Origin of the sequence: Thalassoglobus polymorphus (genome assembly GCF_007744255.1) — a bacterium.
Lineage (GTDB): Bacteria > Planctomycetota > Planctomycetia > Planctomycetales > Planctomycetaceae > Thalassoglobus > Thalassoglobus polymorphus.
The window spans coordinates 5,974,232-6,000,390 of sequence record NZ_CP036267.1; the positions used below are offsets into that span (position 1 = coordinate 5,974,232).

General features: G+C 50.4%; 24 protein-coding genes and 1 tRNA gene. 15 read left to right on the forward strand and 10 right to left on the reverse strand.

What is annotated here, in order from left to right; all coding sequences use genetic code 11:
* Positions 1 to 131: 131 nt before the first annotated feature.
* The 3 genes from Mal48_RS21650 to Mal48_RS21660 form a co-directional block, all read right to left on the reverse strand.
* Positions 132 to 692: an REP-associated tyrosine transposase gene (locus tag Mal48_RS21650; RefSeq protein WP_145204803.1), complete on the reverse strand. Its 561-nt coding sequence runs from the start codon at positions 690 to 692 to the stop codon at positions 132 to 134.
* A gap of 181 nt (positions 693 to 873) precedes the next feature.
* Positions 874 to 2,187, reverse strand: a complete 1,314-nt coding sequence (xylA, locus tag Mal48_RS21655; protein ID WP_145204806.1) for a xylose isomerase — start codon at positions 2,185 to 2,187, stop codon at positions 874 to 876.
* 487 nt (positions 2,188 to 2,674) lie between these two features.
* Positions 2,675 to 4,126 (reverse strand): DUF1501 domain-containing protein, encoded by a 1,452-nt coding sequence (locus Mal48_RS21660; protein WP_145204809.1) that lies wholly within the window; start codon positions 4,124 to 4,126, stop codon positions 2,675 to 2,677.
* Between the two features lie 586 nt (positions 4,127 to 4,712).
* Between Mal48_RS21660 and Mal48_RS21665 the strand changes: the two genes are divergently transcribed.
* Positions 4,713 to 5,036: a hypothetical protein gene (locus Mal48_RS21665; RefSeq protein ID WP_145204812.1), complete on the forward strand. Its 324-nt coding sequence runs from the start codon at positions 4,713 to 4,715 to the stop codon at positions 5,034 to 5,036.
* Between the two features lie 92 nt (positions 5,037 to 5,128).
* Here Mal48_RS21665 and Mal48_RS21670 read toward each other — a convergent pair whose 3' ends face one another.
* Entirely contained in the window at positions 5,129 to 6,169 is a 1,041-nt protein-coding gene (locus Mal48_RS21670) for a threonine aldolase family protein (protein ID WP_145204815.1), read from the reverse strand.
* 256 nt (positions 6,170 to 6,425) lie between these two features.
* Here Mal48_RS21670 and Mal48_RS21675 point away from each other — a divergent pair, with 256 nt between their 5' ends.
* The 3 genes from Mal48_RS21675 to Mal48_RS21685 all read left to right on the forward strand — a co-directional run bounded on the left by Mal48_RS21675 (position 6,426) and on the right by Mal48_RS21685 (position 8,863).
* The gene (locus tag Mal48_RS21675) at positions 6,426 to 6,869 is read left to right on the forward strand and encodes a bis(5'-nucleosyl)-tetraphosphatase (RefSeq protein WP_231739777.1); all 444 of its coding nucleotides are present in this window, start codon (positions 6,426 to 6,428) and stop codon (positions 6,867 to 6,869) included.
* A 239-nt stretch (positions 6,870 to 7,108) separates the two neighbouring features.
* Positions 7,109 to 8,032: a fumarylacetoacetate hydrolase family protein gene (locus Mal48_RS21680; RefSeq protein ID WP_145204818.1), complete on the forward strand. Its 924-nt coding sequence runs from the start codon at positions 7,109 to 7,111 to the stop codon at positions 8,030 to 8,032.
* 225 nt (positions 8,033 to 8,257) lie between these two features.
* Positions 8,258 to 8,863 carry an OmpH family outer membrane protein gene (locus tag Mal48_RS21685; protein WP_145204821.1) on the forward strand — a complete coding sequence of 202 codons (606 nt, stop codon included), beginning with the start codon at positions 8,258 to 8,260 and terminating at the stop codon, positions 8,861 to 8,863.
* Positions 8,864 to 9,264: 401 nt separating this feature from the next.
* Here Mal48_RS21685 and Mal48_RS21690 read toward each other — a convergent pair whose 3' ends face one another.
* Positions 9,265 to 9,864: an HNH endonuclease gene (locus Mal48_RS21690; RefSeq protein WP_391601816.1), complete on the reverse strand. Its 600-nt coding sequence runs from the start codon at positions 9,862 to 9,864 to the stop codon at positions 9,265 to 9,267.
* A 362-nt stretch (positions 9,865 to 10,226) separates the two neighbouring features.
* On the opposite strand from Mal48_RS21690, the gene Mal48_RS21695 reads away from it, so the two are divergent.
* Positions 10,227 to 10,979 (forward strand): SGNH/GDSL hydrolase family protein, encoded by a 753-nt coding sequence (locus Mal48_RS21695; RefSeq protein ID WP_231739779.1) that lies wholly within the window; start codon positions 10,227 to 10,229, stop codon positions 10,977 to 10,979.
* A 418-nt stretch (positions 10,980 to 11,397) separates the two neighbouring features.
* Here the strand turns inward: Mal48_RS21695 and Mal48_RS21700 are convergent, their stop codons facing one another.
* From Mal48_RS21700 to Mal48_RS21710, 3 genes are all read right to left on the reverse strand, one after another.
* Positions 11,398 to 12,594 (reverse strand): rhomboid family intramembrane serine protease, encoded by a 1,197-nt coding sequence (locus tag Mal48_RS21700; RefSeq protein ID WP_145204828.1) that lies wholly within the window; start codon positions 12,592 to 12,594, stop codon positions 11,398 to 11,400.
* Between the two features lie 332 nt (positions 12,595 to 12,926).
* Positions 12,927 to 13,574: an adenylate kinase family protein gene (locus Mal48_RS21705; RefSeq protein ID WP_145204831.1), complete on the reverse strand. Its 648-nt coding sequence runs from the start codon at positions 13,572 to 13,574 to the stop codon at positions 12,927 to 12,929.
* 195 nt (positions 13,575 to 13,769) lie between these two features.
* Positions 13,770 to 14,699, reverse strand: a complete 930-nt coding sequence (locus Mal48_RS21710; protein ID WP_145204834.1) for an alpha/beta hydrolase family protein — start codon at positions 14,697 to 14,699, stop codon at positions 13,770 to 13,772.
* Positions 14,700 to 15,948: 1,249 nt separating this feature from the next.
* Between Mal48_RS21710 and bioD the strand changes: the two genes are divergently transcribed.
* The 3 genes from bioD (at position 15,949) to Mal48_RS21725 (ending at position 18,799) form a co-directional block, all read left to right on the forward strand.
* The gene (bioD, locus tag Mal48_RS21715) at positions 15,949 to 16,725 is read left to right on the forward strand and encodes a dethiobiotin synthase (RefSeq protein ID WP_145204837.1); all 777 of its coding nucleotides are present in this window, start codon (positions 15,949 to 15,951) and stop codon (positions 16,723 to 16,725) included.
* Positions 16,726 to 16,930: 205 nt separating this feature from the next.
* Entirely contained in the window at positions 16,931 to 18,499 is a 1,569-nt protein-coding gene (locus Mal48_RS21720; protein WP_145204840.1) for a hypothetical protein, read from the forward strand.
* Positions 18,500 to 18,713: 214 nt separating this feature from the next.
* A tRNA-Leu gene (locus tag Mal48_RS21725) sits at positions 18,714 to 18,799 on the forward strand.
* A gap of 193 nt (positions 18,800 to 18,992) precedes the next feature.
* Here Mal48_RS21725 and Mal48_RS23920 read toward each other — a convergent pair.
* Positions 18,993 to 19,175, reverse strand: coding sequence for a phage integrase N-terminal SAM-like domain-containing protein (locus tag Mal48_RS23920; RefSeq protein WP_145204843.1), 183 nt, complete (start codon positions 19,173 to 19,175; stop codon positions 18,993 to 18,995).
* Positions 19,176 to 19,406: 231 nt separating this feature from the next.
* Here Mal48_RS23920 and Mal48_RS21735 point away from each other — a divergent pair, with 231 nt between their 5' ends.
* The 7 genes from Mal48_RS21735 (at position 19,407) to Mal48_RS21765 (ending at position 25,460) form a co-directional block, all read left to right on the forward strand.
* Positions 19,407 to 20,348, forward strand: coding sequence for a hypothetical protein (locus Mal48_RS21735; protein WP_145204846.1), 942 nt, complete (start codon positions 19,407 to 19,409; stop codon positions 20,346 to 20,348).
* Between the two features lie 294 nt (positions 20,349 to 20,642).
* The gene (locus tag Mal48_RS21740; protein ID WP_145204849.1) at positions 20,643 to 21,431 is read left to right on the forward strand and encodes a hypothetical protein; all 789 of its coding nucleotides are present in this window, start codon (positions 20,643 to 20,645) and stop codon (positions 21,429 to 21,431) included.
* Between the two features lie 270 nt (positions 21,432 to 21,701).
* Positions 21,702 to 22,163: a VOC family protein gene (locus tag Mal48_RS21745; RefSeq protein WP_145204851.1), complete on the forward strand. Its 462-nt coding sequence runs from the start codon at positions 21,702 to 21,704 to the stop codon at positions 22,161 to 22,163.
* Positions 22,164 to 22,348: 185 nt separating this feature from the next.
* Positions 22,349 to 22,741, forward strand: coding sequence for a hypothetical protein (locus Mal48_RS21750; protein WP_145204854.1), 393 nt, complete (start codon positions 22,349 to 22,351; stop codon positions 22,739 to 22,741).
* Positions 22,742 to 22,908: 167 nt separating this feature from the next.
* Complete coding sequence (locus Mal48_RS21755; RefSeq protein WP_145204857.1) at positions 22,909 to 23,265, forward strand: thioredoxin domain-containing protein; 357 nt, start codon at positions 22,909 to 22,911, stop codon at positions 23,263 to 23,265.
* A 146-nt stretch (positions 23,266 to 23,411) separates the two neighbouring features.
* A complete protein-coding gene (locus tag Mal48_RS21760; RefSeq protein WP_145204860.1) occupies positions 23,412 to 24,782 on the forward strand; it encodes a right-handed parallel beta-helix repeat-containing protein in 1,371 nt (456 codons plus the stop codon).
* A gap of 231 nt (positions 24,783 to 25,013) precedes the next feature.
* Positions 25,014 to 25,460: a hypothetical protein gene (locus Mal48_RS21765; RefSeq protein WP_145204863.1), complete on the forward strand. Its 447-nt coding sequence runs from the start codon at positions 25,014 to 25,016 to the stop codon at positions 25,458 to 25,460.
* 181 nt (positions 25,461 to 25,641) lie between these two features.
* On the opposite strand, the gene Mal48_RS21770 is transcribed toward Mal48_RS21765, so the two are convergent.
* Positions 25,642 to 26,097: a Fur family transcriptional regulator gene (locus Mal48_RS21770; RefSeq protein ID WP_197441903.1), complete on the reverse strand. Its 456-nt coding sequence runs from the start codon at positions 26,095 to 26,097 to the stop codon at positions 25,642 to 25,644.
* Positions 26,098 to 26,159: the final 62 nt, after the last annotated feature.

The following is a 26,159-nucleotide window of genomic DNA, read 5'->3' on the forward strand; positions in this document are numbered from 1 at the left end:
GGAAGCACTCGTAGGTTGGGTGGAGCGAAAGAGAGTTTGATGTGGTTGCCAGAAACCCTTTGAAACAGTTCTGGTAACTCTGTTCCAAGTGGAGATTCGCGTAACCCAACACAGCTGAGCACGATGGTGGTTTACTCGAAATGCCTGAATTCGTCTCCGTACCAATCATTGGCGTTTCCCCAGTTCATGTCATATTCACCGGCTTCAACATAGCGATGAAATGAAGACCATTCCCATTCCCAATCTCGATCTCGAACGCGTGATACGAGTTGATGCTTGAGGGGATTCACATGGATGTAGTCAACGCAGCGCTTCAGATCCGATTCATCTTTGCATGTATGCTCGAAGAAGCGTTTTTGCCAGACACCTCGCTCTCCCTTGCTTTTTCTACTGGCTGATTTCCATTGCTCATTCCCTCCGGCTTTCAGCCACTTCTTTGTGAATGTTGCTTTGATTCGCCTCCAGCGAGTCGAATAGTCCGTCTCTCCAGATGGGAGTTTCCAGACCGCATGAAGATGATCGGGTAGAAGGATAAACGCGACATTTTCAAATGGCAAATCATCCCGCACTTCTTTAATTGCTTCATTCAGACATCTCCTTCCGAGATCAGTCGTCAAAATCGGTGCTCGACGATTCGTGACAACCGTAAAGAAATAGACTTGTCCGATTTTCGACCGACGAAAATTCGACATGAATTTCAAGGCTTCCAATGTTGGGTTACGCGAATTCCTACTGCAATCCAAACAACATCCCGGTTCCACCACAATGTTGCATAGGATCACTTTCTGTCATTCGCTTCACCCAACCTACGATTACTTTCATTTCTGAGGACGGAGCCTCAAACCGCTGAAGTGAAAGTCGACGATTGCGGGACTACAGGTATTCGTTAATCAGGTTTTCGATCCATTCCTGTCGACCGGAAGTGTTGGGGGCTGCTTCACCTTTTTCGAGCATGTAGGCTTCGAGGTCAGCGAAGGTCGCTGTGCCGGATTCCACTTTGGCTCCGATGCCTTCGTCGAAACTGGAATAGCGGTCTTTGACGAAGTCGTTAAGAACGCCATCAGCTCGAATCGCCGCCGCAATTTTTGCTCCACGTGCGAATGTATCCATGCCGCCGATGTGTGCGTAGAACAAGTCAATCGGATCGAAACTTTCACGCCGAACTTTGGCGTCAAAGTTTGTTCCACCAGAACCGAGCCCACCTTGCTCCAGCAGGACCATCATGATTTGAGTGGTCATGTAAATGTCGGTCGGGAATTGATCGGTATCCCATCCAAGCAGAAGATCGCCTGTGTTGGCGTCGATTGACCCGAGTGCATCATGAATCCGAGCATACTCGAGTTCGTGCATCATCGTATGTCCCGCCAATGTCGCGTGGTTTGTCTCGATGTTCAGCTTCACGATCCCGTCGAGTCCGTTTCGCCCGATGAAGTTCAGGCATGCGGCTGCGTCGAAGTCGTATTGATGCTTGGTCGGCTCCTTCGGCTTTGGTTCGAAGAGGAACTGCCCGTCAAAGCCGATTGACTTCGCGTGATCGTGAGCCATGTGCATGAACCTGGCAAGGTGATCCAGTTCACGATTCATGTCAGTGTTGTAAAGGTTCATGTAACCTTCTCGGCCACCCCAGAAGACGTAGTTTTCACCACCCAGAGAGTGCGTGACTTCGATTGCCTTCTTCACCTGAGCAGCTGCGTAAGCGTAGACATCTGCATTACAACTTGTCGCTGCTCCGTGTAGATATCGAGGATGGCTGAAGAGGTTGGCTGTCCCCCAGAGAAGTTGAATCCCGGTCTCTGCCTGCTTCTCTTTCAGCTTGCTGGCGATGGTGTCAAAGATCTTGTTCGATTCTTTGAGACTTGAGCCTTCGGGGGAAACATCGCGATCGTGGAAACAGTAGTAGGGAGCTCCCAGCTTCGAAATAAACTCAAATGCGACATCAACCCGTTTGAGTGCATTCTCAACTGAATCGGTCCCGTCGTCCCAGGGCCGGCTCAGTGTCGGAGCTCCGAAGGGATCGCTTCCTGTTCCACGAAATGTGTGCCAATAGCAGACGCTGAAGCGGAGTAAGTCCCGCATCGTTTGGCCTTCGATGACCTCTTCTGGATTGTAGTGCTTATAGGCCAGCGGATTCTTGCTGCCAGGGCCTTCAAATTTGATTTCAGGAACGTCTGGGAAGTACTCGGCCATCGGAGGAATCTCGCTCGAAAGAATGCAATTCTTGAATTGACAGATACGGATCTGTGAAGAGATGGAGTCTAGCCGAACCTGAAATGAGAAAAAAGCAAGTCGTTTCTCAGCGATGAAGAACGAGTCTCTCAGAGAGAGAGGGGGGACATTTTAACACCCAGCAATGAGAAGTAACTCGTTTGTACAGGGCAAACCTGATATTCGAGGTTGCCTTCGACCATCTGGCATGGGAAAATAGGAGTAGTTCTCTCAAACTCTGAGGTGCGATTTCATGATCGACTGGCAGACAATCTGTGCATTACTCGTCGTTGCTGTGGCATTGATCCACATTGCAAGGATGACGATTGCATTCCTGAGAGGTGTCAGGACGTCATCATCCTGCGGCAGTTGCTCATCCTGTCCAAGCAATTCAGCACCAGCAGCGAATTTTGTTGAATTCGAAATCTCAACAAAGCCTTAATCGAACGAACTGCTTGTTCGAAGTTGTTTACGCCAGAATTTCTTTGACCGGGTGTTGTTCTTCGACTCCGGTGAGGCGGACGTTGAGGCCTTGGTGCCTGTAGCTGAGACGGCGATGATCGATCCCGAGAGTGTGCAGGATTGTGGCGTTCAAGTCGTGAATATGGACAGGGTCTTTGGTGATGTTGTAGCTGAAGTCGTCGGTTTCACCATGTACAACGCCACCTTTAATTCCACCGCCAGCCATCCAGACAGAGAAGCAGCGGGGATGATGGTCGCGTCCGTAATTCTCGCGAGTCAGCTTACCTTGGGAGTAAACTGTACGTCCGAATTCGCCGCCGAAGACGACGAGCGTATCATCGAGCATGCCTCGCTCTTTGAGGTCTTGAATCAGTGCCCAGGCAGGTTGGTCAACATCACCGCATTGTTTCGGTAAGTCCCCACTGATGTTGCCATGTTGATCCCAACCACGATGGAAGATTTGTACAAACCGAACATTTCGCTCAGCCATTCTTCGAGCGAGTAAACAGCTGGCTGCAAACGAACCTGGCTTCGAGACGGCATCTCCATACCTTTCGAGCGTCGCTTTCGTTTCGCCAGATGTATCGATGAGTTCGGGAACTGAAGATTGCATGCGGAAAGCCATCTCAGCCTGTTCGATGCGCGTGCGAGTTTCAGGATCACCGATCTGTTCAAATGTCCGTTCATTGAACTGCTCAAGTCGATCCAGCATCCGTCGGCGCAACTCCATGCTCACTCCCGGAGGGTTTGAGAGGAACAGAACGGGATCTCCTCCAGAGCGAAGTGCGACACCTTGATATCGACTTGGCAGGAACCCTGATCCCCAGAGTCGATTGTAAAGTGCCTGAGCCTGTTGACGTCCCGACCAGGAAGGTGTCATCACCACAAATGATGGGAGGTCTTCGTTAATAGAACCGAGCCCGTAACTGAGCCAGGCTCCCAGACTGGCTCGTCCCGGTAATTGATTCCCGGTGCAAATGTATGTGATTGCCGGGTCATGATTGATCGCTTCTGTGTGAACAGATCTCACAATCGCTATGTCGTCGACCATCTTCGCTGTGTGCGGAATGAGTTCGCTGAGCCAGGTTCCGTTTTCACCGTACTGTTGAAACTTGTATTTCGACGGAGCAATCGGAAATCGCGTTTGGCCAGAGGTCATCGTTGTCAGGCGTTGGCCATTACGAACCGATTCCGGTAAGTCAGTGTCGAAGAGTTCATTCAGCTTCGGTTTGTAGTCGAACATGTCGATTTGACTGGGAGCCCCCGCCGCGAAGAGGTAGATCGCTCGCTTTGCCTTCGGGGCAAAGTGCGGAATTTCTGGAAGTCCTGGATTGCCGGACGCTTCCACTGATGTGTTGGGCATTAGCGAAGCCAGAGCTGCCGTTCCCAGTCCGAGACCAGTTTGTCCAAAGAAATGACGTCGAGTCAGCTGTTGAAAATGCTTTTCAGCGGGGTGCATGGCGTGTCATCCGTCGTAGTGAGGACGCGGTGGGATGCAGATCCTGAAACAACGAGAATCGGCATGGTGTGTCGCTTCATGAGAAGAAGTCGACCTTCTTAAGTGTAGGCTCGAAAGGAAGGGCTGAAAAGAGCATCGCAGCGTCTGGTGAGTTTGTCCGCTTGTGGTTGCATTCGCATGATAGTGGTCCAAGCTGAACTTGGAGCCCTCTTTCCCTCGGTAGGAATTGCTCGATTGTCCGGTCGTGCCTCAGTCGTAAGGCGATGGTAGCACCGGAGATGTGTGCAAACGATGCGTGTAAACATTGTAATCAACTGGTGCATTTTGAGGACTTATATCGAGAGCATGCACATTCTGTTTGTGAGGGTTTCTCTTGGGGCGTGATAGATTTATCCGGTTGTGCGAGGAGTTTGCAAGACGATACAATTCCTGGATCAAACTCCACGGTAGACTTCACGCCCTGCCCTGCGACGAGCAATCTATGAAGTCATAAAAGTTATCTTCATGACTGCGGAGAAATTGATTGAGTAGTCCATTTGAGAAAGATGGCAGAGTTCCCCGGGTGCGAATTCAATCAGGATGAATCATGCGTGCATGTCAACATTGTGCTGCTCCGATTCCGACCTCAGCAAAAAAATGTTCGGAGTGTGGTCACGATCAGCAGGCAACAGTTGGCGGCGAGAGCGCGCTGAGCTTTCCAGAGTTGCAGTCTGTCATTGAAGACAACTCTCAACGCGATCAGTCGATTGCCCGGTTTTCTCTCTTCAGCCTGGTTGGCGGAGCGGTTTTGATTTCGCTCATCTCAGGGATTTCCGTGGGTAGTTTTGTATTGGGAGCATCTGCTTTCTTTGTCGCACTGCTGGCGCTCTTCATTCTTTTTCAGGTCATCGGCATCGATGTCAGCGTGTGACTGCGGACTCATTCTGAACAGGTGAGTCTGGCACCAATGCAGGGTGCATTGCAACGTGTCATTCCCTGAGTGATTCAGGAACCAGCTTCAGGTTACCTGACTGATTCTAAACATTCTCGAAAGACCTGGATTGCGCGATCGACATGGTCTTCGTTGATGTCGAGATGTGTGCAAGCGCGGAGTCGCTGTGAGCCTCCTACTGAGAAGAGTTTGACTCCATTTTCAGCAGCTCGTTTTTCCAGATCCGCAGCGGTTCCCCATTCAGGATTCACTTCAAAGTAGACGAGGTTCGTTTCAACTGCGTCGAGATCGATGTTCACATTGGGAATCTCAGCGAGACCCGCTGCCAGGCGTTTTGCGTTTTGATGATCCTCAGCCAATCGGTCAACATGATTGTCGAGTGCGTAGAGTCCCGATGCTGCGAGGATTCCAGCTTGTCGCAACGCTCCTCCCATCAGTTTTCTTGCACGTCGTGCGCGAGCGATCGTTTTCTGATCTCCAACTAAGATTGCTCCCATTGGACAGCCGAGGCCTTTAGAGAAGCAGACGGAAACGGTGTCGAACTGTTTCGCAATATCTGCAACAGAGTAGCCTCGCACCGCGCAGGCGTTGAAAATTCTTGCTCCGTCGAGATGAGTTCGCAAATCGTTGGTGTGTGCCCAGTTGCAAACCCGCTGCAGCTGCGTCAGAGAATAGGTTCGCCCTCCTGCGATGTTTGTGGAATTCTCAAGGCAAAGTAGAGTTGTCGTCGCGTAGTGATCGTCGCCTCTGCGGATTTGTCCTTGAAGATGCTCCACATCAAGACGGCCACATTCTCCCGGAATGCATCGAGTTGTGACTCCACTTATTACGGCTGGGGCACCACTTTCGTAGATGCCGATATGCCCAGTCGTCTCGATCAGTAATTCGTCACCGCGTTCACAATTGGCCCAGATCGCCATTTGGTTCGCTTGTGTCGCAGAGCAGGCGTAAACGGCAGCTTCCTTACCGAACATCTCTGCAACATGGGCTTCGAGCCGGTTGACAGTGGGGTCTTCACCAACCATGTCGTCGCCGACTTCAGCGGACATCATCGCTTCCCGCATTGCGAGAGTTGGTTTCGTAAACGTGTCGCTGCGAAGTTCAACGAGCATAGGAGTTTGGAGAAGTCAAAGGAGAGAGAAACTGCCCACTGCGGACATGCTTGGAGCGAGACACTATAGTTTCCAAGAAGTTCAATGTACAAAGTCGAGGGAAGCTTCGCCTTAGAATGACGGGAGATCTCTCGCCGAACGTGGCATCCAGTCGGCTGAAAAGGGCATGAAACAATAACCATGGAACATCAACAATGAAGTGAACTTCCAGAACTGCGGAAGCCACTTTTCCTGAATTCAAACTCCAGATTCGTCTATGACTGAGCCAATTCCTGAACTGAAAGCCTGTGGTATTCTCCTTCTGCAGGGAGACCCCGTCCAATCGTTCCTCCTGATGAGGCACGTCGATCGCTGGGATCTTCCCAAAGGGCATCTCGATGGAAGTGAAACCGAGATCGAGTGCGCACTCCGGGAAATGGAAGAGGAAACAGGTCTCTCCAAAAACGACATTCAGATCGATCCGGAGTTCCGATACATGGATCGATACTTTGTCAAAAATAAACGGACTCGGAATAAGAAAAAACTTAAGGAACTTGTCATCTTCCTCGCACGTGTTGATTCGAAACCAAAGATCGAGGTCACTGAACACGAAGGATTCGAATGGTTCGAATGGTCTCCTCCACACGAGATTCAATGGAAAACGATCGATCCACTCCTCGCTCAAGTTGAAAAATTCCTCGAACCAAAGCAAAGCTCTTAAACAATTTCAATGTTTTCCGTTCTCGTTGGAACTCTTCATGATTTTAGAGCATCTTTCGAATTGGTTTGCAGGATCTGCCTCGTGGCGAACAGCATTTTTATCAGAGAAATGCGTTCTTCACGGGCACACGGTAGAGCAAACTGCTCTATAAGCAAAACGACTTGGGAAGATGACGCTGTCGAGCGACAAACTTCCACGACCTGCGACTTCAATCAACTTATGAATTAAGGATTTCAATCATGAGACTTTGTCGATTTGAGCAGAACAGCGAAGCACATTTTGGTTTCTATACCGAAGATGCTATTGGACCGCTTTCCAATTTTGTACAGAAATCTGAAAGAGACATTCTGACTGCAGAGTCACTGGTCGATCTTCTTCCCGGTGGAAAGTATTACGACCTGGTGATTTCGATGGAGTCTCGAGTCAGTGAGGATCTCATTCAGCGAGACGGCTTCAAGCTTGAAGATGTTCAATTACTTGTCCCGATTCCGAATCCTTCGAAACTGCTGCTGCTCGCGGGGAACTATGCCAAGCATGTTGAAGAGAGTGGTGGCCGGGCTGAAGAGCGTGAGAAGACATTCCCGTACGTGTTCATGAAGCCACCCTCGACGACTCTCACAAACCCCGGCGACCCTGTTCGCATCCCCGCCTGCTCGCCAGATCAAATTGACTGGGAACTCGAGCTGGGAGTGGTCATCGGCACGAGATGTTCAGGCGTGACCGAGGAGAAGGCTCTTAACTTTGTGGCGGGATATACAGTCGTGAATGATATCTCGGACCGGGCGTTTCGTCCTAATCCCCAAAGGGCCGAGCGATCTCGCGATCCTTTTTTCGACTGGTTACACGGAAAATGGCACGACACCTTCTGTCCGATGGGTCCGTGCATTCTCCCCGCTTCTGATTTTGAAGACCCACAAAACTTTCAGATGCAACTTCATGTGAACGGGCAGATCGAGCAGGATTCCTCGACGGCAGAGATGGTCTTTCCGGTCGCGGCTGTCGTTTCTTTTATCTCAAATTTCGTCACTCTTGAGCCAGGTGACATCATTTCCACCGGGACTCCGGCGGGTGTTGGTAAGGCAAAAGGCAGGTTTCTTAAAGCTGGAGACACTCTGACCGCAAAAATAGAGGGAATAGGGGTCTTGGAGAATCCCGTTGTGTGACTTGTCGCAGTTTTTGCCGATTTTACAAGGCCTCAAAACCAATTGATGACCCTCGCCCAATTCACGTTGACGCAACTGACATCTTCTGCGAGATTTCCAATCCCATCGGGGCGGACTTCGTCCCAATCACACCTCAACCTATTAGATTCAAGATTTGGCTGATGGTCCAACCTGTCGTTGATCAACAACCCCGGCCAAACGGAACCGCAAAGGAGTGCAGTGACCGTGAAGAAACCTAGCCTGTGGATGACCGCATTTGTGGCCGCTGGATTGCTTGTTGCAGTCAACACAGCGTCCGCCCAGAATCAGCCTTCGGCCGCACATCAGGTCGGCCTGATTGATATGGCACACATTTTCAAGAACTACGAAAAGTTCAAAGCTGAAACCCAGGGACTTCAAGCGGCAGCTGAACAAGCTGAGCAAAAAGCTCAGGACATGGTTGCACAAATGAAGTCTGTTCAAGGACAGATGCAAGGACTGACAGCAAACAGCCCTGACTACAACGCAAAAGAAGCTCAGTTGATCGAACTTCAAACCAAACTTCAGGCTTTCCAACAAGTCGAACGTCGCGATATCGTTCGTAAGCAAGCTGAAGTTTACAAAAAGATCTATGTCGAAGTTCAAGACGCTGTTTCAATGTACGCCAAGCACTACGAGTACACATTGATCATGCGATTCAATCGTGAAGACGTCGCAGCTGCTGGCGATCCTCAGAAAATCATCCAGGGCATGAACCGACAAGTTGTCTGGCATCGCCCACAAGACGATCTGACCGATCCGATCCTTCAGTACCTGAACGATCAATACAACAAAACAGCAAGTGCTCGTTAAGACCCAACAGTCTGCGAGACGCAAACAGCACTTCTGAAATTACTGTGACCCATCGGGAAACAATCACTTTTCAGATTTTGTGAGAGCGAATCAGCGAGAGCAATCCCAATCCTTGTCTTTCAGTTCTGCCTCACGGCGAACGACCTCTGAAGTCATGATGATCTTCACAGGTACGGCAAGTTTTGGGACTGGTTCTGAAAGACCAAGCAGGCGAGTTTTATTAAGCTCGTCTGTTTTTATGCGCGCAGCTGCTATTTGTTGAAATTTCGTTTTGATGAATCGGACCGATTGTTCTCGTCAGCTCTCGAACAACGTTTTCATCACGCGTTTCACCATTGTCGTACAGAGTGAAGTCAGTTCAGAGTGAAGTCAGTACGAAGTGGCGATCAAAATCGGGCACATCACTCTGAGACTTGTGGAATGAAGTGCTTCCAGCTTTCGTATTTCGGCTGCATCAACTGGCGATTCAAAAGTGGGCTGCGTTTGGGCTTCGACGGTTTTTGAAGCAACGGCATCCCGGCCTCTTGTGGAGTTCGCCCTCCCTTGCTGACGTTGCAATCCAGGCAGGCACAAACGATGTTCTCCCACGTATCCGGACCGCCACGACTCTTTGGCATGACGTGATCCAGACTCAATCGTGGTGAACTGTATCGGTTGCCACAATACTGGCAGCGATGGCCGTCTCGCAGGAAGATATTCCGACGATTGAACTTAACTGTGTTCTTCGGCAAACGATCGTAGGTGCTCAGGCGAATGACACGTGGGACCTGAATCTCGAAATTGACTGCGCGAATCCAATCTTCGTGATCTTTGCGTTCGCCCAGGTCGAGTTTCAGTTCGCAGTATTCTCTCCAGCCATCAAAGTCATAGGTCAGAAAACGACCGTTCTCAACATGAATGACTTCCGCGAGTTCTTTGAAGATCAAGCAGAATGCGCGGCGGACGGAGATGACATGCACCGCCATATAGTTACGGTTGAGTGCCAAGACCGCAGCCTGCATCGCTGGAGGAGAGCCAAATCTGTGTGAGTTGGCTGCATCTCTCGCGGTGGAAGTGGAGGCAGATTTGTGACGCGCCTGGCTGACCATGCACGCTCCTTAGCCTGAATACGGCTCGACAAAAAAGTCCCTGCTTGTGAAGGACTCTGACCATCCTCTAAAGGCGGATAATTCTACCTGCAGAACGCTCCTCAAGCAACATATTTTTGATCTCCAGTGGTTGAGTCGGTTTGGAATTCATTAGAATTTACCAAGACCTGAACAGAAAACTTAACAGTTCTCTTCTCCTGACGGTGTCCCCGACAGAGAACGGAGTGGGACGTCGATCGCCTGACAAATTCAAATCACTCTTTTCGGAGACCGGAATGTCCTTGCGTTCAATGACCACGCTTTTCAACGGGACCGCTCTTTTCACAACTGGATTATTGATTGTGACAACCATGACAGGATCCGGGTTCGCCCAAGACAATAAACAAACTCCGGCAGCGAAGCCGAAACGAAAACCGAATCCTGCTTTTGCAAAAGTTGTTGACGACCCGAAACTTCCCCGCGTCCTGCTGATCGGAGATTCGATTTCCATTGGCTACACTGTGGATGTGCAGAAGGAACTCAAAGGGATTGCAAACGTCCATCGCATTCCACAAAACGGCGGGCCGACCACTCTCGGACTTCAGAAAATTGAGTCCTGGCTGGGCGATTCGAAATGGGACGTCATTCACTTCAACTGGGGGCTGCATGACCTTAAGCACGTCAACGCCAGGAAGCAGTTGGTTGGCGTCGATGAAGGTGAGTATCAAGTTCCTCTTCCCGAGTACGAAAAGAATCTCACCAAGCTCGTCGAAAGGTTAGAAAAAACGGGAGCGAAGTTGATCTGGAGAAGCACCACGCCTGTCCCCGAAGGAGCCAAAGGACGCATTCCGGGAGACTCCGCCAAATACAACGCCGTCGCAGCCAAGATTATGGCAAAGCACAACATCCCCACTGACGACCAGTTTGCTTTTGTGAAACCACAAATGGACAAACTCATGCGTCCTGCAAACGTTCACTTCAAGCCATCCGGGTCCGCAGCATTAGGGAAACAGGCAGCGGAGGCCATCAAGAAAGCATTACCAAACTAGAAGCAGTCTCAAAGCCGATGGAATCGCGACCTTTCTCTGTACCAGAGAAAGGAACAGTAAGTTTTGAAATCGGTTCCAAAACACTCGCCTGTTTCTTGTCTCCGTAGAGAGTGATTTTCATTAAATGAATTACCGATTTCCACGAGACTGTTCGCGTACATCTTTTTCAAAACTGCGTCGTGGCGAACAGCATTTTCACTGGAGAAATGCGTGAGCATCACAGTCACTCAGACACATTAAAAAAACTCGTGTCGTAGTACGGGACCATTGTCCCGTACTGCACTTACCGAGTGCCACTCACCGGGAGACAGAAGTCAGCGGCAGAAGTCAACGGAAGAATCGGCGGGACAGCTACGGTAGAACAGGTCACAGCCAGTCGTGAGGTTTTTTTAACTCTCAACCAATCGTCGGCACTGCTTTAAGATTGAAAATCGATTTCGATGATGCCATCGTTAATCATCGACTGAGCATGAAGCGTCGCCTGTTGGTGACGCTTCTTTTGTTTGTCAGAGAAGCTGTCAACTTCACACTGCTCCAGAAGCCGCAGCGCAGCGCTGGGGCGTTCCTGCACAAACACAAAGATCTCTGCAAGTTCCAGCTTTGCGAGGGTGAATTCCGAATTAAGTTCGATGAAATCGAGATAGGCTTTCACAGCGTCTCGCATGTTGCTGGCGGTTCGCAATCCACGAGCCAGAGATATCAGCTGCTCCTGAGTCGGTGTCCATTCCGGTTTGTGATGCCGAATTCGTTCCAACTCTGCGAAGGCTGCGTTCGCTTTGTTTTCATCAAGAAGTTGGGTGAATCTCGCTGGTGATGGCTTACTGCGATCCAGTTTTTTATTCAAATCTACCGAACGTTTTCTTTTTGCTTTGGAAGCGTTCGCCCGCCTTCTCATCGCTTCCTGGTAAGACTGAGAAAGGTACTTTTCGCTCGTTGGTGTTTTCCCAGAGATCACCGTCAGGATGTCCCAACCTTCGCAGTCGACGAGTTTAGCCTTCAGGTAAACAAATCCGACAACCGCCCCAATTCCAGCCCCCATCAAGTGCAGCAACTCTCCTCCTGGAGGGAACCCGATCATCAAAAAGATGATGATGATCAACCCCGACATCAGCATTTTGAGAGCTGCGAAGGCAACGACCGACAGGTCAAAAACTCCCACAAATCGAAAGAATAACCAGTAGAAGACGGAGAGTTCATTCTGAGGAGCCCAGATCAAGGAGATCGACATCAGCCCGAAAATAATCGCACTGGCCCCGAATGAAATCCCGGGCGAATGAACGAAAATAGCCTGTTCAAGGAGGCATTCCGTCACCCCGATTCCCAGGTAGATTCCCAGAAAATTCAGCGTGCCGACCTTTCCCTCAACGATCAGGCCGAACCCCCACAGGAACACCATATTGCCTAGCAGATGAATGAAACCGCCATGAATGAAATTGGAAGTCACCCATTCCACCGGCGTGAATCCCGCTCCATGATGCAGCCCATACTGATCGACTGCCTCGTGCAGATCGGAGGCTGTCAAAGCGAAGACAGCCACGTTCGCCACGATCAAAGCGATCGTCCCGATCGGACGATGGTAAATCGGAGCATCAGTGGATATCGGAAACAGAATCACGACGGGCTACAATGCTGAACGAGACTGTGCTCAACGGTCTGCGTGAAACCGAGGATTGACTCATCAGAGCCGATACCAAGGTAGGCGACCAATCAGACCGCTTCGTTAGTCGAGGGATCAAGGGAATAAACGTGAATCCTTATGCATCTACGAAATAGACTTTACCAATTCACGCCAACGAACACACAGTGCGAACGCTGCACGCACTGTGCTGCATATACTGTGTATCCGCCGGCTGGAAAACGGTGTTGTGAAATCCAGCTTCGAGGCTGCGAGTCTCCCAGATGCCTGAAGTTGAATCCGAACGATTCCCGAGGCGTTCTTGGCCGTTCTTAACAATCTCTGGGAAAGTTCTCTTTCAAGATGGGAACGAGATAGTCGAGTGACTGGCTCAAAACATCTGCCTGAATTTTCGCACAATCGACTTCCTTGACGACATCTTTGTAGTAATCAAGAACCGGGGCTGTCGCCTTGTGGTACACTTCGAAACGCTTCCGGGTGACAGATTCGTTGGCGTCATCTGTCCGGTTTTCAAGAACTGCACGCCTGCGAATCCGGGCGATCATTGCCTCTTCGTCATAGCAGACAAAGTGCAGCAGCAGTTTCACATCAATGTATTTCTCCAGGATTTCACATTGATGAATATTCCGGGGAATTCCATCCAGAAGCAGCAGCTGTTCTCGAGGGCGAAAACGATCTGCAGCGCGTTGTGACTCAAGCCAGTTTAAAAAGATCTTGATTGTCACATCATCGGGCGCAAGGTCACCGCGAGCACTGTATTCGCGAACAATTCTTCCTTCTTCGCTTTGTGGATCGAGCTTTCGAAAGATGACTCCACTAGAGAGGTGAAAGAACCCCGGGACCTTCGTCAGGATTTCCCCTTGGGTCCCTTTTCCCGCACCTGGAACTCCGAACACCAGAGCACAGGGATATGGATAGGCTGGTTTCCCGGAGGAAGCGGGTTTGGCCGAATTAGTCATGGAAGAAAACCTTCTGGAAATAAAGAAGGTCGCCTGTTGGCGACCTTTGACTTTTTTGCTCTACCGAGTCTTCACAACAGCCGATTTTCGTGGAACGAACATGCAATTCAAAAGGACGATTTCCACAGTCGATTGGAAATTTGCTGAAGCGAACCTGGAAGCAATATCTTGGGTTTTGAAAACGTTCAAACTCAGTTAGCGTTCTAGGCGGCTACGGCGATCAGCCCAAGGATCATCACGCTTCTTGAGCTGTTCGTCAAGAAACTTCAGCATTGGAAGATACGCAGCTCCAACAGGAAGTCGAAGCAATGCAATTCCGGCATCCTTCACTTTGGGCGTCACGAACTCTGCACGTTGATCGTTGTCTTTAATCGTTGTGAAGTTCTGGTAAATCGAACGAGCAGCTCGATAGCTCGTCTTGTCCTCTTCCCCAACAACAACCTGAAGCGAAACTCCCATTTTCGGCGACTTCAAATACCCGACGGACTTCGATGTTCGAGCTCGTCCTGCTCCGGCATCAGGAGAGACCAGGATCAGCACTCTCACATCCTGCCCACGGGGGGTTCGCTGAGCTGGGATTGGGGCATCATCATAAGGAACCTGCCGCCAATCAAATTCTGCAAACGCAGCGGCAATTGGAGCACTGAAACCACTTGCGACAATTCCCATCTTTCGCATGTTCAGTTTTCGTTTCTGATGCTCCTCCTGAATGAAATCCTTCACACCTTTCATGTCGCCCAGAATCATCTTTCCATAATCGTCGGGCCGAACATCGTCTTTCTGGCCTTCAACGATACTCTCTCCATGCTTTCTTAAATCCACGGTGATGACTGCATAGCCTCGTTTTTGCAGTTCCACAGGAAACGGGTTCACGCCACGTGGGGAAGAACCTTTGTTCCAGATGAGTCGACTTTCCTTTTCGCCATGTAAAAGAACGACAACAGGTGCGTTCGACAATCCGCCACTCACTGCACTTTCAAGGGCAGGGAAGTAGGTGATGTGAATGGGAAAGCGATCTCCAGCTGCCTGAACGACCAAGTCTTGGGAATCTTCTTGAGCAATCGCTGAACAGGGAAGAATGAAAACCGTAGCGAGCACGGCAAGTTGAACGACAAAACGATGCATGGGCGAATCTCCTGCTTGCTGGTATTTATTAGAACTGATCCTGAAACTTGAAGCTGCTCTCTCAAATGTTGAGAAAAGCAGCTATTCCAGAGGTTTTCGGACTGGTTCTAGCTCTAACAAAACCTGAATAACATCGCAAAATTCAGTAAATCAACACGATTTCAGGGATTTGTTAGCGGTTCTTTGTACCTTCCCGGAAACCTTTGTGGTGAAGGATTTTCTCACCGCTTGAAAACAAAGTCAGGTTTACGGATCTATTCTCAAAGCTCGCGGGGGACGAACGTTTGTGAAGGTCGAAAGGGACTCCATCTCTGACAAACGAACTCTGACAAACGAATTCAAATTCCGGGTCGCTTCGGAGAACATGCTCTTCGACTTGTATTGAGGGCTTTCACTTCTCGAAAAATGACTTTCGAGAGCCCCGACAAGCTCTTTGGCCTCACCACGCTCTCCGACTTGCGGTTGAGGTTGTCCGATTCTGCCGCGCGACAGGGTAATTTGCAACAACAAATGCTGATCCGACCTCCGATATCATTTGCAAACGACTCTGTGCCTGAATAATCAAATCCCAATTCACGAATCAGTACGAACTGGACAGCAACGCTTCAAGTCTTGGAGTTCTCGCAACGTCTTTACTTGATAAGGCTTACGGAAAATTTTCAATGGCAGCCAAGTGGCTGACACGTTCGTCGCACCCCATCTCCATTCAAAAGTCTTCAGCTGAAATCAGATCGAAAAGAGTCACCATTGATGCCACTTTCCGACTCGATTCACTCAGCAAATCGGGCTGCGAAACTGAGTTCTTTCGCACACATCACTCTTTTCAAGTCTATAAGTGAGCCGGTGTTCGGTCAATTGGGCACCTCCCGGCAAAAGGTTCGATATGAAAAGTCTGGCCGGATATTTCATACGAACGGAAGTTCTTTCCTGACCTTACCTTTGTGGATCTGTTCATCCAGAACCACCAGAGAATTAAGAAGAAAGGTTCGCTTCAGTGCAAGAATCGCTTCAATGCAAGAAACGGTTCGAGTCGCTCTCGCAGCGAGGATAAAAAATCTCCCGCCTGCACTTCCCGGCGCGCTCGGCTGATGAGTTCCCACAAAACCTGAACAAGACACCAAAACCGAGTGAATCACAACGAATATCATTGTATTGTTAGGACTTCTGAGCGGTTCGATTTAACTCAACTCATCTTCAGTGACTTTCGATAAGCAGCAGGTCGGCCAGCCAGCAGGGGACTTTGAAACACGTGTCATCTCAGAAAGATCAAATGCGAGGATTGTTCATCACGGGGACCGACACAGATGTCGGAAAAACGTTTTGGGCAGCTGCCATCCTCAGAAGTCTGTGCCAGCAAGGTCACTCTGTCGGGGCCTATAAACCCGTTTGCTCCGGAGCCGTCGATTCCTCCCCTGCTGAAGCTCCCAGCTGGAGCGACATCGAAATGCTACACAACGCGTGCACAGGAAAATTCCCTAGAGAATTGATCTGCCCACAACAATTTCAAGCCCCATTGGCCCCACCCGTTGCTGCCAGACTCGAAAATCGATCCGTCGATGAAGCCCTCCTTCAAGGAGGCCTGCTGAACTGGGCACACCGCGTCGATGGAATCGTCATTGAAGGGGTCGGTGGCTGGAAAAGTCCGATCTCTGACTCGCTGACAGTTGAGCATTTTGCGAAATGGGCCGGCTTTCCGGTGCTGGTCATTGCCGCTCAGAAGCTGGGAGCAATCAATCAAACGCTGCTCACAGTGGAAGCAATCCAACGGAGCGGATTGCAAGTTGCGGGCGTCATCCTCAATGAAGTTTCGCAGCCTGAAAACAACAGCACTGCCAAGAACCAATTGATTTCAAATGCTGAAGAAATTCGAAAATTTTCCGAGATTCCATTTTTAGCTCTCGCCGAATTCAATCACGAGGCAGAGTTGCGATGTGATCAAACATTGGCAAGCATAGACTGGTGGGAGACAATGTCACCCTCTATGACAGACCTCTTTTCTACAGACAAAAGAGAACCCTGCCACTAAAAAACAATCGAGCATTTCGGAAATGATGTACGCGTCCTGTCTCGGGGTGTACAGTATTTTTCCTGACGATAGAGCATCTTTCGAATTGGTTTACAGGATCTGCCTCGTGGCGAACAGCATCTTAACTAAAGAAATGCGTTCTTCACGGGCACACGGTCGAGCAAACTGCTCTAGACATTCTTCACGGACGCAAGAAGCATTGAAGATGCTCTTAACGATTGCGAACATTGATGTCACTCACCGAGACAATTCATTTTTGGAACTACGGATCATTACGATGACGGGATCGGACTCAACACCAGATTTTTCCTGGCTGAACAAAAGAGAAGAAGCTAACGAAGACCCACAAACTGCAGAGGCAGCCGCGGAAGAAGTTTCGTCCGAGCACGCCACTGGGGAAGAGGAAGCTTCCAGCACAGAGACTAATACAGAAGTAAGTGATGTTTCTAAGGAAGAAGAAGCAGAAAAAGAGGAGTTAAAAACTCCCAGCGACGACGCCAGTGGTGACTCCAGCGCTGATTCTGCTGGCGATTCGGAAGAGAGAGAGTCTGTCTTCAACGATGAGGGCGACGAGAGAGAACAGGAACCGGCGGGCGAAAAAGAAGGCCCAACCGTTCTGATGCCGGGGCGTCAGCTAGAAACATCCTCACATGATACAGCCAACTCGGAGTCCCCTGACGATGAGACAGTCGTCCTCCCATCGGAGACAACCAATGAGGCTACCGATCAGGAAGTAGAGGGTTTTTCGACTGAAGAAAGCAACAACGACGAACAGCCCGTCGAGCCAGCCTCAGCAGATGAAAAGACACCAGAAGAAACGGAGCCGGAAAAAACAGTGGCTGAGGATGACCAGTCTGCCCCTGCAGCTTCTGAAGCCGAAGTCAAAACTGAAACCGAAACCGTTGCAACGGCTTCAAGTCCAGCTTCAGCTCCTGCCTCGACTGCTACGGAGGAAAAGCCAGCTGAAAAGTCCAACTTGAAATTTATCCTTCTCGCAAGTTACGCCAGCGCGATCACATTAATTGCCCTGGCATTACTCATGGGTGGCGGAGAAAAAGCTCCGGACGCCGAACAGTTGGAGAGCTTGCCAGACGTCTCGCCCGAGCCGGTCGACAGCATCACCTTTGTTCCGGTTGAAGCGAGACTTCCACCAGGGCACACACTTCGACTCGGCGAGAAGCAAAGGTTCGGCAACATCGAAGTCGAGCCGTTGCGAGTCGTCAACGAACCTCTCGAATTCACACACTATGACAGCACATCAAAGTTGACGCGACTCCCGACTGAACCGGTGTATAAACTCTGGGTTCGCTTCACGAATGTTTCCGAGGATCAGGAGATCGCGCCTCTCGATGGAGATTTACTGCTCCGCTGGGTCGTGAAAGCTGAACAGCAACAGGAATATTCAAATCAATACTTGTTCCCTGAAGACGCTAAAAAGAATTCCGACGTCATCGCGACTTATCGTCATTCCAAAACCAGCGACTGGGACATGAAAGACCAAAAACTCGGAACTGTTCTTGCTCCTGGAGAATCGATGGAGACATACATCGCCAGCTCTGAAAACACGGACTTAGGCTCAGCGGAATCAATCATTTGGCGTGTCCAGTTTCGCAAAGGCTTCTCCCCAAGCGGGAATGGTGTCACAACCATCTTTGATGTCTCCTTCGATCAGTCTGACATCCAGTCACAGAAAAAAACTGCCGTAGCGAAACAGGCAAATCAAAAAGAAGCTCGTCATATTCTGGAAGTGCAGAAGAGCACGAAACCAAGCTAACCTCGATTCAACAATGATGGACCTGGCCCATCAGTCCCTGCTGATCTACGGGTCAGCGAGGCTGTCTGAACCAGATAAAGAGCGGTCAGTTGCGCCAAACATTACGAATTCTCCAGCGAATCCCGGGTTTTTGCCTGCGAACCGCTCTTGAACAGGATTTGTCATGGCAATTGGCTTGCCGAAAAAGCAATCTGAAATTAGAGTATCCATCCGCGCCCAAGTGGCGGAATTGGCAGACGCGCTAGGTTGAGGGCCTAGTGGGGTTAATACCCCGTGCAGGTTCGACTCCTGTCTTGGGCACTTTTCACGAAAGGACTTATGGCAATCGCCGTGAGTCCTTTTTTTATGCACCCAACGCTATTGGGGGCAATTTGGGGGCAGCGATTGGGTCAGCATCTGGAGGCGTTTGCTTTACCCTTTGCTCAATCGTTCGCCCGTGAAGAGCGAGTTTCTCTAATGAAATTGGTGTTCGCCACGTGACAGAATCTGAACGTCAATTCAAATGATGCGCTAAGTGAGTCAGGCATTGCTCAATTTCTGCCTTTCCCATCTGTTGAGAGTGTTTCCAATGACCATGATTCCGTTCGCGATGAAAGTTCAGAAACCGTCCAATCCACCTCACGCAGGACTGCTCAGTTTTCCAGGCAGAGTGCAACACTCGCAACTTATTTCGCATGCGGTCCAATAATATTGGTGACCGCAGAGTTTATATCGTCATCATAAGTGATCCCGATTCGGCAAGAGGACCAGCATTCGCTGTCGTGGCGGACTTCCGTGACGAATGGCGATTCGTGCACTTCAGTGCATATCCTGTCAATTGATTATGGACAGGATATCATTTAGCTTTAAACCGAATTGAATACTGGCTATCAATCGTTAGCTGGCAACACCCGCCTTAACAAAGCTCATGTTGAAACACGCCCTTACTTATTCGTCCGATCTCATTATCAGGGATCCCGGCATCCTTTCATCGCTTTGCGTCTTCTTCGACAACATTTACCTTCCTCACCTGCCAACCGAACACGCCGGCCTCTTTCTCCGTGTTACTGAAGCCGGATCGGATCCCGACGTTGACCTCTGTGATTTGCCTTCTGCAGGTGAGTATCACCACGAATGGGACAAATCGCACGAACTGTTATTCGCCAACTCTGTACTCGCGAGACTCCCACCGGTCGCACGAGACGTGGAGATTGATGACCAGGCTTTAAGAACCATCATTAACGAGTTGCAGCCAAATGTCAGCGGATTCTCCCGACGTCTTTACTTGCTTACCCGGGTTGTCCACCACCTGCGTCCCGATCAACTGGCGCCACATGTAATCGACTCCGGTACCGAAATACCCACGCGTGATGGATACAAATGGCTGATGGCACATGAGGCGTTTTCATACCTCATACCGTCTCTCACGGATCTGAGCGCTGAACAAATACTCCAAGTTCGCGACACGGTTGCTGACACGCGTGAGGGCTTTGCGATGCACCTGCAACAACTTTCACGCGAAGTAGAACGCCGCGTTTCCGCAGGTGACCCGGTCGAAACAATAAAAAGACATGCCCGCAGCGTCATAGATACCGATTTGGTTCCAGACTTCGTAGAGTTTCACCGCCAACTCTCCGCCAATCGCGCTGGGTTTTTGGGCAAGCTGCTCGACATGGCCGCGAAATCGATCAAACTTCTTGTCCCGGCAACGCGGCCTGACTTTGCCGCTTCGGGTTTCACAACTCTTAGTGCAATCATGGCCGCCACTGCGGACGAACGCAAAGCCCGAAACACGAATGTCGCCCAAGCCTTTCAGTTTCTCAGCATAGCAAAATCAGAGGTCGAAGCCGCAACGGAGAAGGCCAGGTAACAATGGGCGTGGGCGGCGTGAAGCCTGTGTGTAACGCACCGCACTGGATTCTCAACAGCAAAGTTCAGCCGCTTGCTCTCACAACAAATCGTTGCACAGGAACTCACTGGTCAGGCGGGTTTTCAACGTCTGCTGCTTTGTTTAGACTTGCTGTTGATTCAAAATTCACTTCACTGGGGCGCATGCCCTGTGAACTTAATTGTAATGCCGCTCACACCAATTCATCGCCGATTAGAACGAGCCACAATGCCCAATCGAGAGCCAATAGCATCCTCTTCGACTAGCCAGTTCCAGATGAACGTTACGGTGTACGGGAGTGTAAAGCCGTGCCCGGTTTTGATACGCCGGACGCAACGGTCGCTGAAAGCAAATTCTGGCGGACGCGACTACTTTTCTGACATTACACTGCACGACGCGCGCAATGCGGGCGGTATGCGCGTCGAGTTTTCTGTGACCGCCACTTCACCGCAGGGTGCGTTGCGAGCGGGCAATGTGTACCTCAGCCAACTTTGCGACCTACTCACAGTTGTCACCCGTTCGCCAGTTTGGTTTTACATGCCAGACGATGACTCAGCTGAAGAACGAATTCGTTCGCATCGTCGATCCGCCAGCGTTGACCGAATAATGACAGAAGATGAATGGTCGTGGATTACGGGCAATCTCGTTTACCTTCGGCGCAAACATCCTCGATTCTTGGCAGCCTCTAGTTGGTATCGCAAAGGGCTACTAGGTCGTGATGTGATTGACGATTTTTGTTGTTTTTGGCGCGTCTCCGAACGGATAGCGTACTCTTACGCGGACAAATCTGGTTGGTCGGATGACGACAAACAACGTTCACAAGTTCGTAAGTGTGTTTCGCAATTACGTGACGACCTTTTCCCTGAAAACGCCCCTTCAATTTTGGCCGATGAAACAGTTTCCAAGATCGTAAAGCTGCGTAATGACATCTCTCACGGTAATGTTCCTATCACCTTGGACATCATCGATACCGCAAGCGAGTTTATCTCCCCGCTTGAAGCGGTGGCTTATGAAATACTTGCTCGACTCCGCGACACCGAACTGGTGACCGAAGACGTGGCATAACAATATGGTGCACCGGAGCGGGCGTGGGCGGCGTGAAGCTTTTGTGTAACGCACCGCAATGGATTCTCAGCTGCAAAGTTCAGCCGCTTGCTGGCATCACAAATCGTTGCACAGGGGCACGCTGGTCTGGCGGGTTTTCAATGTCTGCTGCTTTGTTTAGACTTTTTGCTGATTCAAACTTCACTTCACTGGGGCGCGTGCCTTTGTGGAATTAAATCGTGATGCCGCCACGCCTGCCACGCATCAGGTAACTCAATCGACTCCGGTGATATGCCACCATTGCAACAATGTGAGTTCATTCCTTACCTCAGCATCACCGACGCAGAAAAGGCCGTCGCGTTTTACACCGACGTGTTTGGCGTTGCTCCGCACCTGTTGCTTAGCATGCCAGACGGCCGTGTCATGCACTGTGAATTTCGCATTGGAAACTCGCGATTCTTCATCAGCGAAGAACTACCGGAACATGGTGGCACGCCAAGTCCAACGCGCCTCGGCACGACAAGTGTTGCGATTCATCTATACGTTGATGACTGTGGCTTGATGGTCGCAACCATGGCCAAGAACGGTTCAACGGTTTTGATGGAACCGACCGATATGTTTTGGGGCGACCGATTTGCTCGAGTTCGCGATCCATTTGGCCACGAATGGGGAATCACAACTCAGATACGTGAGATGTCGCCTGATGAAATCCAAGTCGCCGCCAATCAAATGTTCGCCGAGATGCCCGAGTAGTTTGCGATTCTTTTGCACGACGCCACTCCAAGGCATCGCAAAGCGTTGCACAGGAGGATATTAGGCTTTCGAGTTTTCAACGTCTGCTGCTTCGCTTAAAACTTATTGTTGTTCAAACATTTACATCACCGGGTCGCGTCCACTGTGAACTTAAGCGTTATGCGGCAACAGCGAGTCACACACTCATGGCATACATCGAAGTAGGTGAAGAGAAGATTGACCCCGGCACTGACGCTGAAATCGAGCGTTTGTTCGAAGAAAAACGTATTCTCGGAATCGCAGTGTTTCAGGACGCCAAACATGTCGTCCAAGCCACGGTCACAGGTGGTTCAGCGATCGTCCTGTACCTGGATCACAAAAAAGCTGCTGCCCAAAAACCCGCCGGCCAAGTTGATCGCGATGCTGCACTTAAGATACTGAAAACGTACTTGAATGACGGATCATTGGATTCTGACTTTACGTGGAACGTCGCCCACTTGCCGACTGTCCAAACTGGCAACGGTTGTCGCGGTGCCGCTGCATTGCTGGCCGTGACATTCACCCTGTCCGTAGCTTTAATTGCGTACTCATTCACGTAGAATGCGGACTGTATATCCACCAACCGTAAAGCTGCTCCCAGCTACAAACGGCTGGCTAACAATCAAATGCAATTGCCCCGCCAGCGCGCTGGCGATCTAATGTGTAGATACGAAACCAAGCCCACCATAAGTTCGTCGGGCAATCGATTTGAAGCGTTATCCGGTCCATGGCAGTGGAATATCCAAAAGTAGACCCCGCAAAGCTCGATCAATTTTTGAGGACGCGGCCATACTCTGTGATACATCTCGATGCATCTTGGAATGATCAACGCATTCCAGTTCAAGAACGAATCAACTCGCTGATTCGCAAGATCGATGACACGTCATTTGGGTACATTGACATTGATGTCCACCAAGACCATGCCAAGGCGATTCCTGTTATGAATGTGCCAACCTGTTGCTACTATCGAGGGCCAGAACTCGTTGCGACCGTGATTGGAATGCAACAAGACATTGAATCCAACTTGCAGCTTGTTCGAGATGGCGGAACTCCTGACACATCAAATCTTCTAAGTCGCAAGTGACCGATGTAGTAGAAGTAACACCTAAGCCACCCCAGAAAATCGGGCAAGAAAAATGCACCCGAGTCGCGAATTCGGGCGTTTTGACAATAGAAAATCTCTCGTCGCGGCCCCGTGATTTGGGTCGTTATGCCAGCCTAAAGATAAAGATGATGCGAAGCTTTCTCCTCTCTCTTGTTGCAGCCTTTTTGGCTTCGGCGCCTCACGCAGGAGATGCCGCCGATGGGATTTTTGATATTCCGCCCGGATTCACTGCAGAGGCTACTACGCAAAAACTCCGCGAGGCACTCGCCGATGCCAGTATCGCCAGAATTCGATTTCAGGACGGTCAGCAATACAAGCTCTTGCCGTTCAAAATCGATCGTCCAGTTCTGCTTGAAGGTCGAGCCGAAATTGTGCCGGCTGATTTGACCCAACCACTGATTGAAGTCACTGCGCCGGACGTTGCGATCAAACAGCTGACATTTTTGGGGCGAGACAAGCAAAGCGACAAATCGAGTTTCCGACGCTTCCTCCGCGTGCGAAAGCACTCCCACAGATTCAGGCTGTCGGAATGTACGTTTCGCAATTTCGCCTGCCGCTATCAGACAACGCAGTTCTACTGCGTCGAAGTCGAGCTAAACGATGTGCTCGACTGGGTGATTACCGATTGTCGATTTGAAGACATGCAGAACGAGGTGGACGGCGTCGCATACAAGAAAGCCCTTGCCGACTACAAAGCATGGAAGGATGCAGGAAGGCCTCAACCGGAGAAAATGCTGCCTCGCAAACCGGGGTTCGTTGGCGCGATCAGAGTTTCTCATTCCGGTCAATACTTCGGTGAGAAATCGTCTTCGGGTCGGATCACGCAGTGCGTGTTTAAAAATATCTACAGCTCACGGAGATCTGGGCAGTCTGTGGACCAGTTTCCCGGCGACTGGTACGACGGCGACGCGATCCGGATCTATGTTGATCGCAAAGTGCCTGCTGCACACAGCAACCAAAGTGTCGACAAGGAGGTCGCGGTCGCAATTCACTCTTGCAAATTCATTGACATTCAGAAGTCAGCAGTCAAGGCAGGAGAGATCGGACGAACGACGATATCAAATTGCCGTGTGTTCAATAAGCGGTCTGACTATCCCATGATGGCAGGATTCCGCGCCAATATAACTCGTGGTCTCCGAATTACCTCCTGTGAGGTACACGGACGTGCGGAACGTGGTGTCTATATCGGAAGTGGCGGCAGCGCATTTATTCGTGGCCTGGTTTTCTTGCCTTATGAAACGTTGCCCGATGGCTCTGAAGAAAAATGCGGCATTGCCGGTGTGGAGTTAGGTCGCGGCTCATACAGAGCTGATCGAATTGCGATTTCAGGTCTCTATGTTTCGCATGCCGACAGCGCGGTCAATTGCGTGAATTGTTCGAACGTCTCGATTGATAGCGTCACCTTGATCGAAGGTGGGCCAGTGGTTGCCCTTGGTTCCCGTGCAGACAAAAAATCGATTCGTCTACCGAAACAGGCTCAATCGTTACTGCCGTGACGGGACTGGTTCTAAATAATGACGCTTGGTTCGTGAAGCCTTTGCGTAACGGACCGCAATGCATTCTCTACAGCAAAGTTCAGTCGTTTGCTGGTATCACAAATCGTTGCACAGGGGCACGCTGGTCTGGCGGGTTTTCAACGTCTGCTGCTTTGTTTAGACTTGTTGTTGATTCAAACATTCCCCTCACCGGGTCGCGTGCCCCGTGAACTTAATCGTTGGCAGCAACAAATGACGCGTCGACGAGTTGCCACCGCTGCTGTACTTGCATTTCTTGTGATCGCGATCTACCCATTTGCGCGTGACTGGCAGATCCGACAGCAGTGGTTCCAGATACAGTCACAGCAACTCTCAGCAATTGACAAATTGCGCGATTACCCGCCGAATGCCGCTAACCCAAATGCCTGGGACAACGTGATTACCACCACATATAATGTCTGGGGAAATGTCACGTACCATCCAAGCTATTCCAACATCAGCAACGCGGAGATGCGAAGCCTCAAACAGAAACTTGACGAAGTCGTTGCAAACACAAGTCGCAAAAACAGCCCGGCCAGCGTCGATCAGGTCTATGGGCTGTTGCTCAGTCTTGACTTCAAGACAGAGTTCGTGGCTGGCTACCATGACGAATTCAAGCAGTATCTCGAAGGCCTCGAACATCGCATCGAGGTTAACTAACAACTGTGAGAGCCGGAGCGGCGCATCCGGCGAACTTTAAAATCATCGCGTAACGTCGCCGCCTGGTTAAGCTGGTCCGTTATGCGGGGGCAGAATTGGGGAGGGGCTCTCCTCCGGTGACTCACTGGGGTGCTCTGACACGCGTCGAAATCTTTGTGGCCGAACTGATTTTCTGTTGGCGTCAAGCTTCAGGCTGATTTTGGCATTCTGGGCAGACTCCACTCAGAATGAATTCGCTGAGGGACCAGCCGCTTACCAGTTGTGCAAGCTTTTCAAGCAGTTCCGGTTGAAGGCAAATCACTTCGCCGCAGCTGGTACAGATCGCGTGGGGGTGGTGCGTTGGTTGGAGCTTTCCGTCGGGGTCGCGGTCGTGCAACTCGAATCGCCAGATGCGATCACCTGTATCGATTCGGACTACTAAACCAGCTTCGATCAGGTCGGTCAGCCCCCGGAAAATTGTGGAGGTGTCGAAGCCGTGAGGGGCCAGTAGTTCACAGATTTCGGCTTGTGACTTCAGGGAGGTTTGTTCCGCGAGGCACTGGAGCAGGTTGGTCCTCGCGACCGTTTTTCGAAGACCCATTTTCTTAAGCAGACTGTGGGCTTCGACACGTGAGAGTTGCGAATGTTTATTCCTCATTCGCTGCTCGACTGTTTTTTGAAATCTGGGGTGATGCTGATCTGTTGTTCTTGATCGAATGC

Excerpts from the sequence above, each read along its gene's own strand:
- Mal48_RS21680 (WP_145204818.1), top strand. The coding sequence starts at position 7,109 with ATGAGACTTTGTCGATTTGAGCAGAACAGCGAAGCACATTTTGGTTTC.
- Mal48_RS21675 (WP_231739777.1), top strand. The coding sequence starts at position 6,426 with ATGACTGAGCCAATTCCTGAACTGAAAGCCTGTGGTATTCTCCTTCTG.
- Mal48_RS21690 (WP_391601816.1), bottom strand. The coding sequence starts at position 9,864 with ATGCAGGCTGCGGTCTTGGCACTCAACCGTAACTATATGGCGGTGCAT.
- Mal48_RS21750 (WP_145204854.1), top strand. The coding sequence starts at position 22,349 with ATGGCATACATCGAAGTAGGTGAAGAGAAGATTGACCCCGGCACTGAC.
- Mal48_RS21740 (WP_145204849.1), top strand. The coding sequence starts at position 20,643 with ATGAACGTTACGGTGTACGGGAGTGTAAAGCCGTGCCCGGTTTTGATA.
- Mal48_RS21755 (WP_145204857.1), top strand. The coding sequence starts at position 22,909 with ATGGCAGTGGAATATCCAAAAGTAGACCCCGCAAAGCTCGATCAATTT.
- Mal48_RS21765 (WP_145204863.1), top strand. The coding sequence starts at position 25,014 with ATGACGCGTCGACGAGTTGCCACCGCTGCTGTACTTGCATTTCTTGTG.
- Mal48_RS21665 (WP_145204812.1), top strand. The coding sequence starts at position 4,713 with ATGCGTGCATGTCAACATTGTGCTGCTCCGATTCCGACCTCAGCAAAA.
- Mal48_RS21760 (WP_145204860.1), top strand. The coding sequence starts at position 23,412 with ATGATGCGAAGCTTTCTCCTCTCTCTTGTTGCAGCCTTTTTGGCTTCG.
- Mal48_RS21670 (WP_145204815.1), bottom strand. The coding sequence starts at position 6,169 with ATGCTCGTTGAACTTCGCAGCGACACGTTTACGAAACCAACTCTCGCA.
- xylA (WP_145204806.1), bottom strand. The coding sequence starts at position 2,187 with ATGGCCGAGTACTTCCCAGACGTTCCTGAAATCAAATTTGAAGGCCCT.
- Mal48_RS23920 (WP_145204843.1), bottom strand. The coding sequence starts at position 19,175 with ATGCGAAATAAGTTGCGAGTGTTGCACTCTGCCTGGAAAACTGAGCAG.
- Mal48_RS21735 (WP_145204846.1), top strand. The coding sequence starts at position 19,407 with ATGTTGAAACACGCCCTTACTTATTCGTCCGATCTCATTATCAGGGAT.
- Mal48_RS21710 (WP_145204834.1), bottom strand. The coding sequence starts at position 14,699 with ATGCATCGTTTTGTCGTTCAACTTGCCGTGCTCGCTACGGTTTTCATT.
- Mal48_RS21745 (WP_145204851.1), top strand. The coding sequence starts at position 21,702 with ATGCCACCATTGCAACAATGTGAGTTCATTCCTTACCTCAGCATCACC.
- Mal48_RS21650 (WP_145204803.1), bottom strand. The coding sequence starts at position 692 with ATGTCGAATTTTCGTCGGTCGAAAATCGGACAAGTCTATTTCTTTACG.
- Mal48_RS21705 (WP_145204831.1), bottom strand. The coding sequence starts at position 13,574 with ATGACTAATTCGGCCAAACCCGCTTCCTCCGGGAAACCAGCCTATCCA.
- Mal48_RS21660 (WP_145204809.1), bottom strand. The coding sequence starts at position 4,126 with ATGCACCCCGCTGAAAAGCATTTTCAACAGCTGACTCGACGTCATTTC.
- Mal48_RS21720 (WP_145204840.1), top strand. The coding sequence starts at position 16,931 with ATGCTCTTAACGATTGCGAACATTGATGTCACTCACCGAGACAATTCA.
- Mal48_RS21695 (WP_231739779.1), top strand. The coding sequence starts at position 10,227 with ATGTCCTTGCGTTCAATGACCACGCTTTTCAACGGGACCGCTCTTTTC.
- Mal48_RS21770 (WP_197441903.1), bottom strand. The coding sequence starts at position 26,097 with ATGAGGAATAAACATTCGCAACTCTCACGTGTCGAAGCCCACAGTCTG.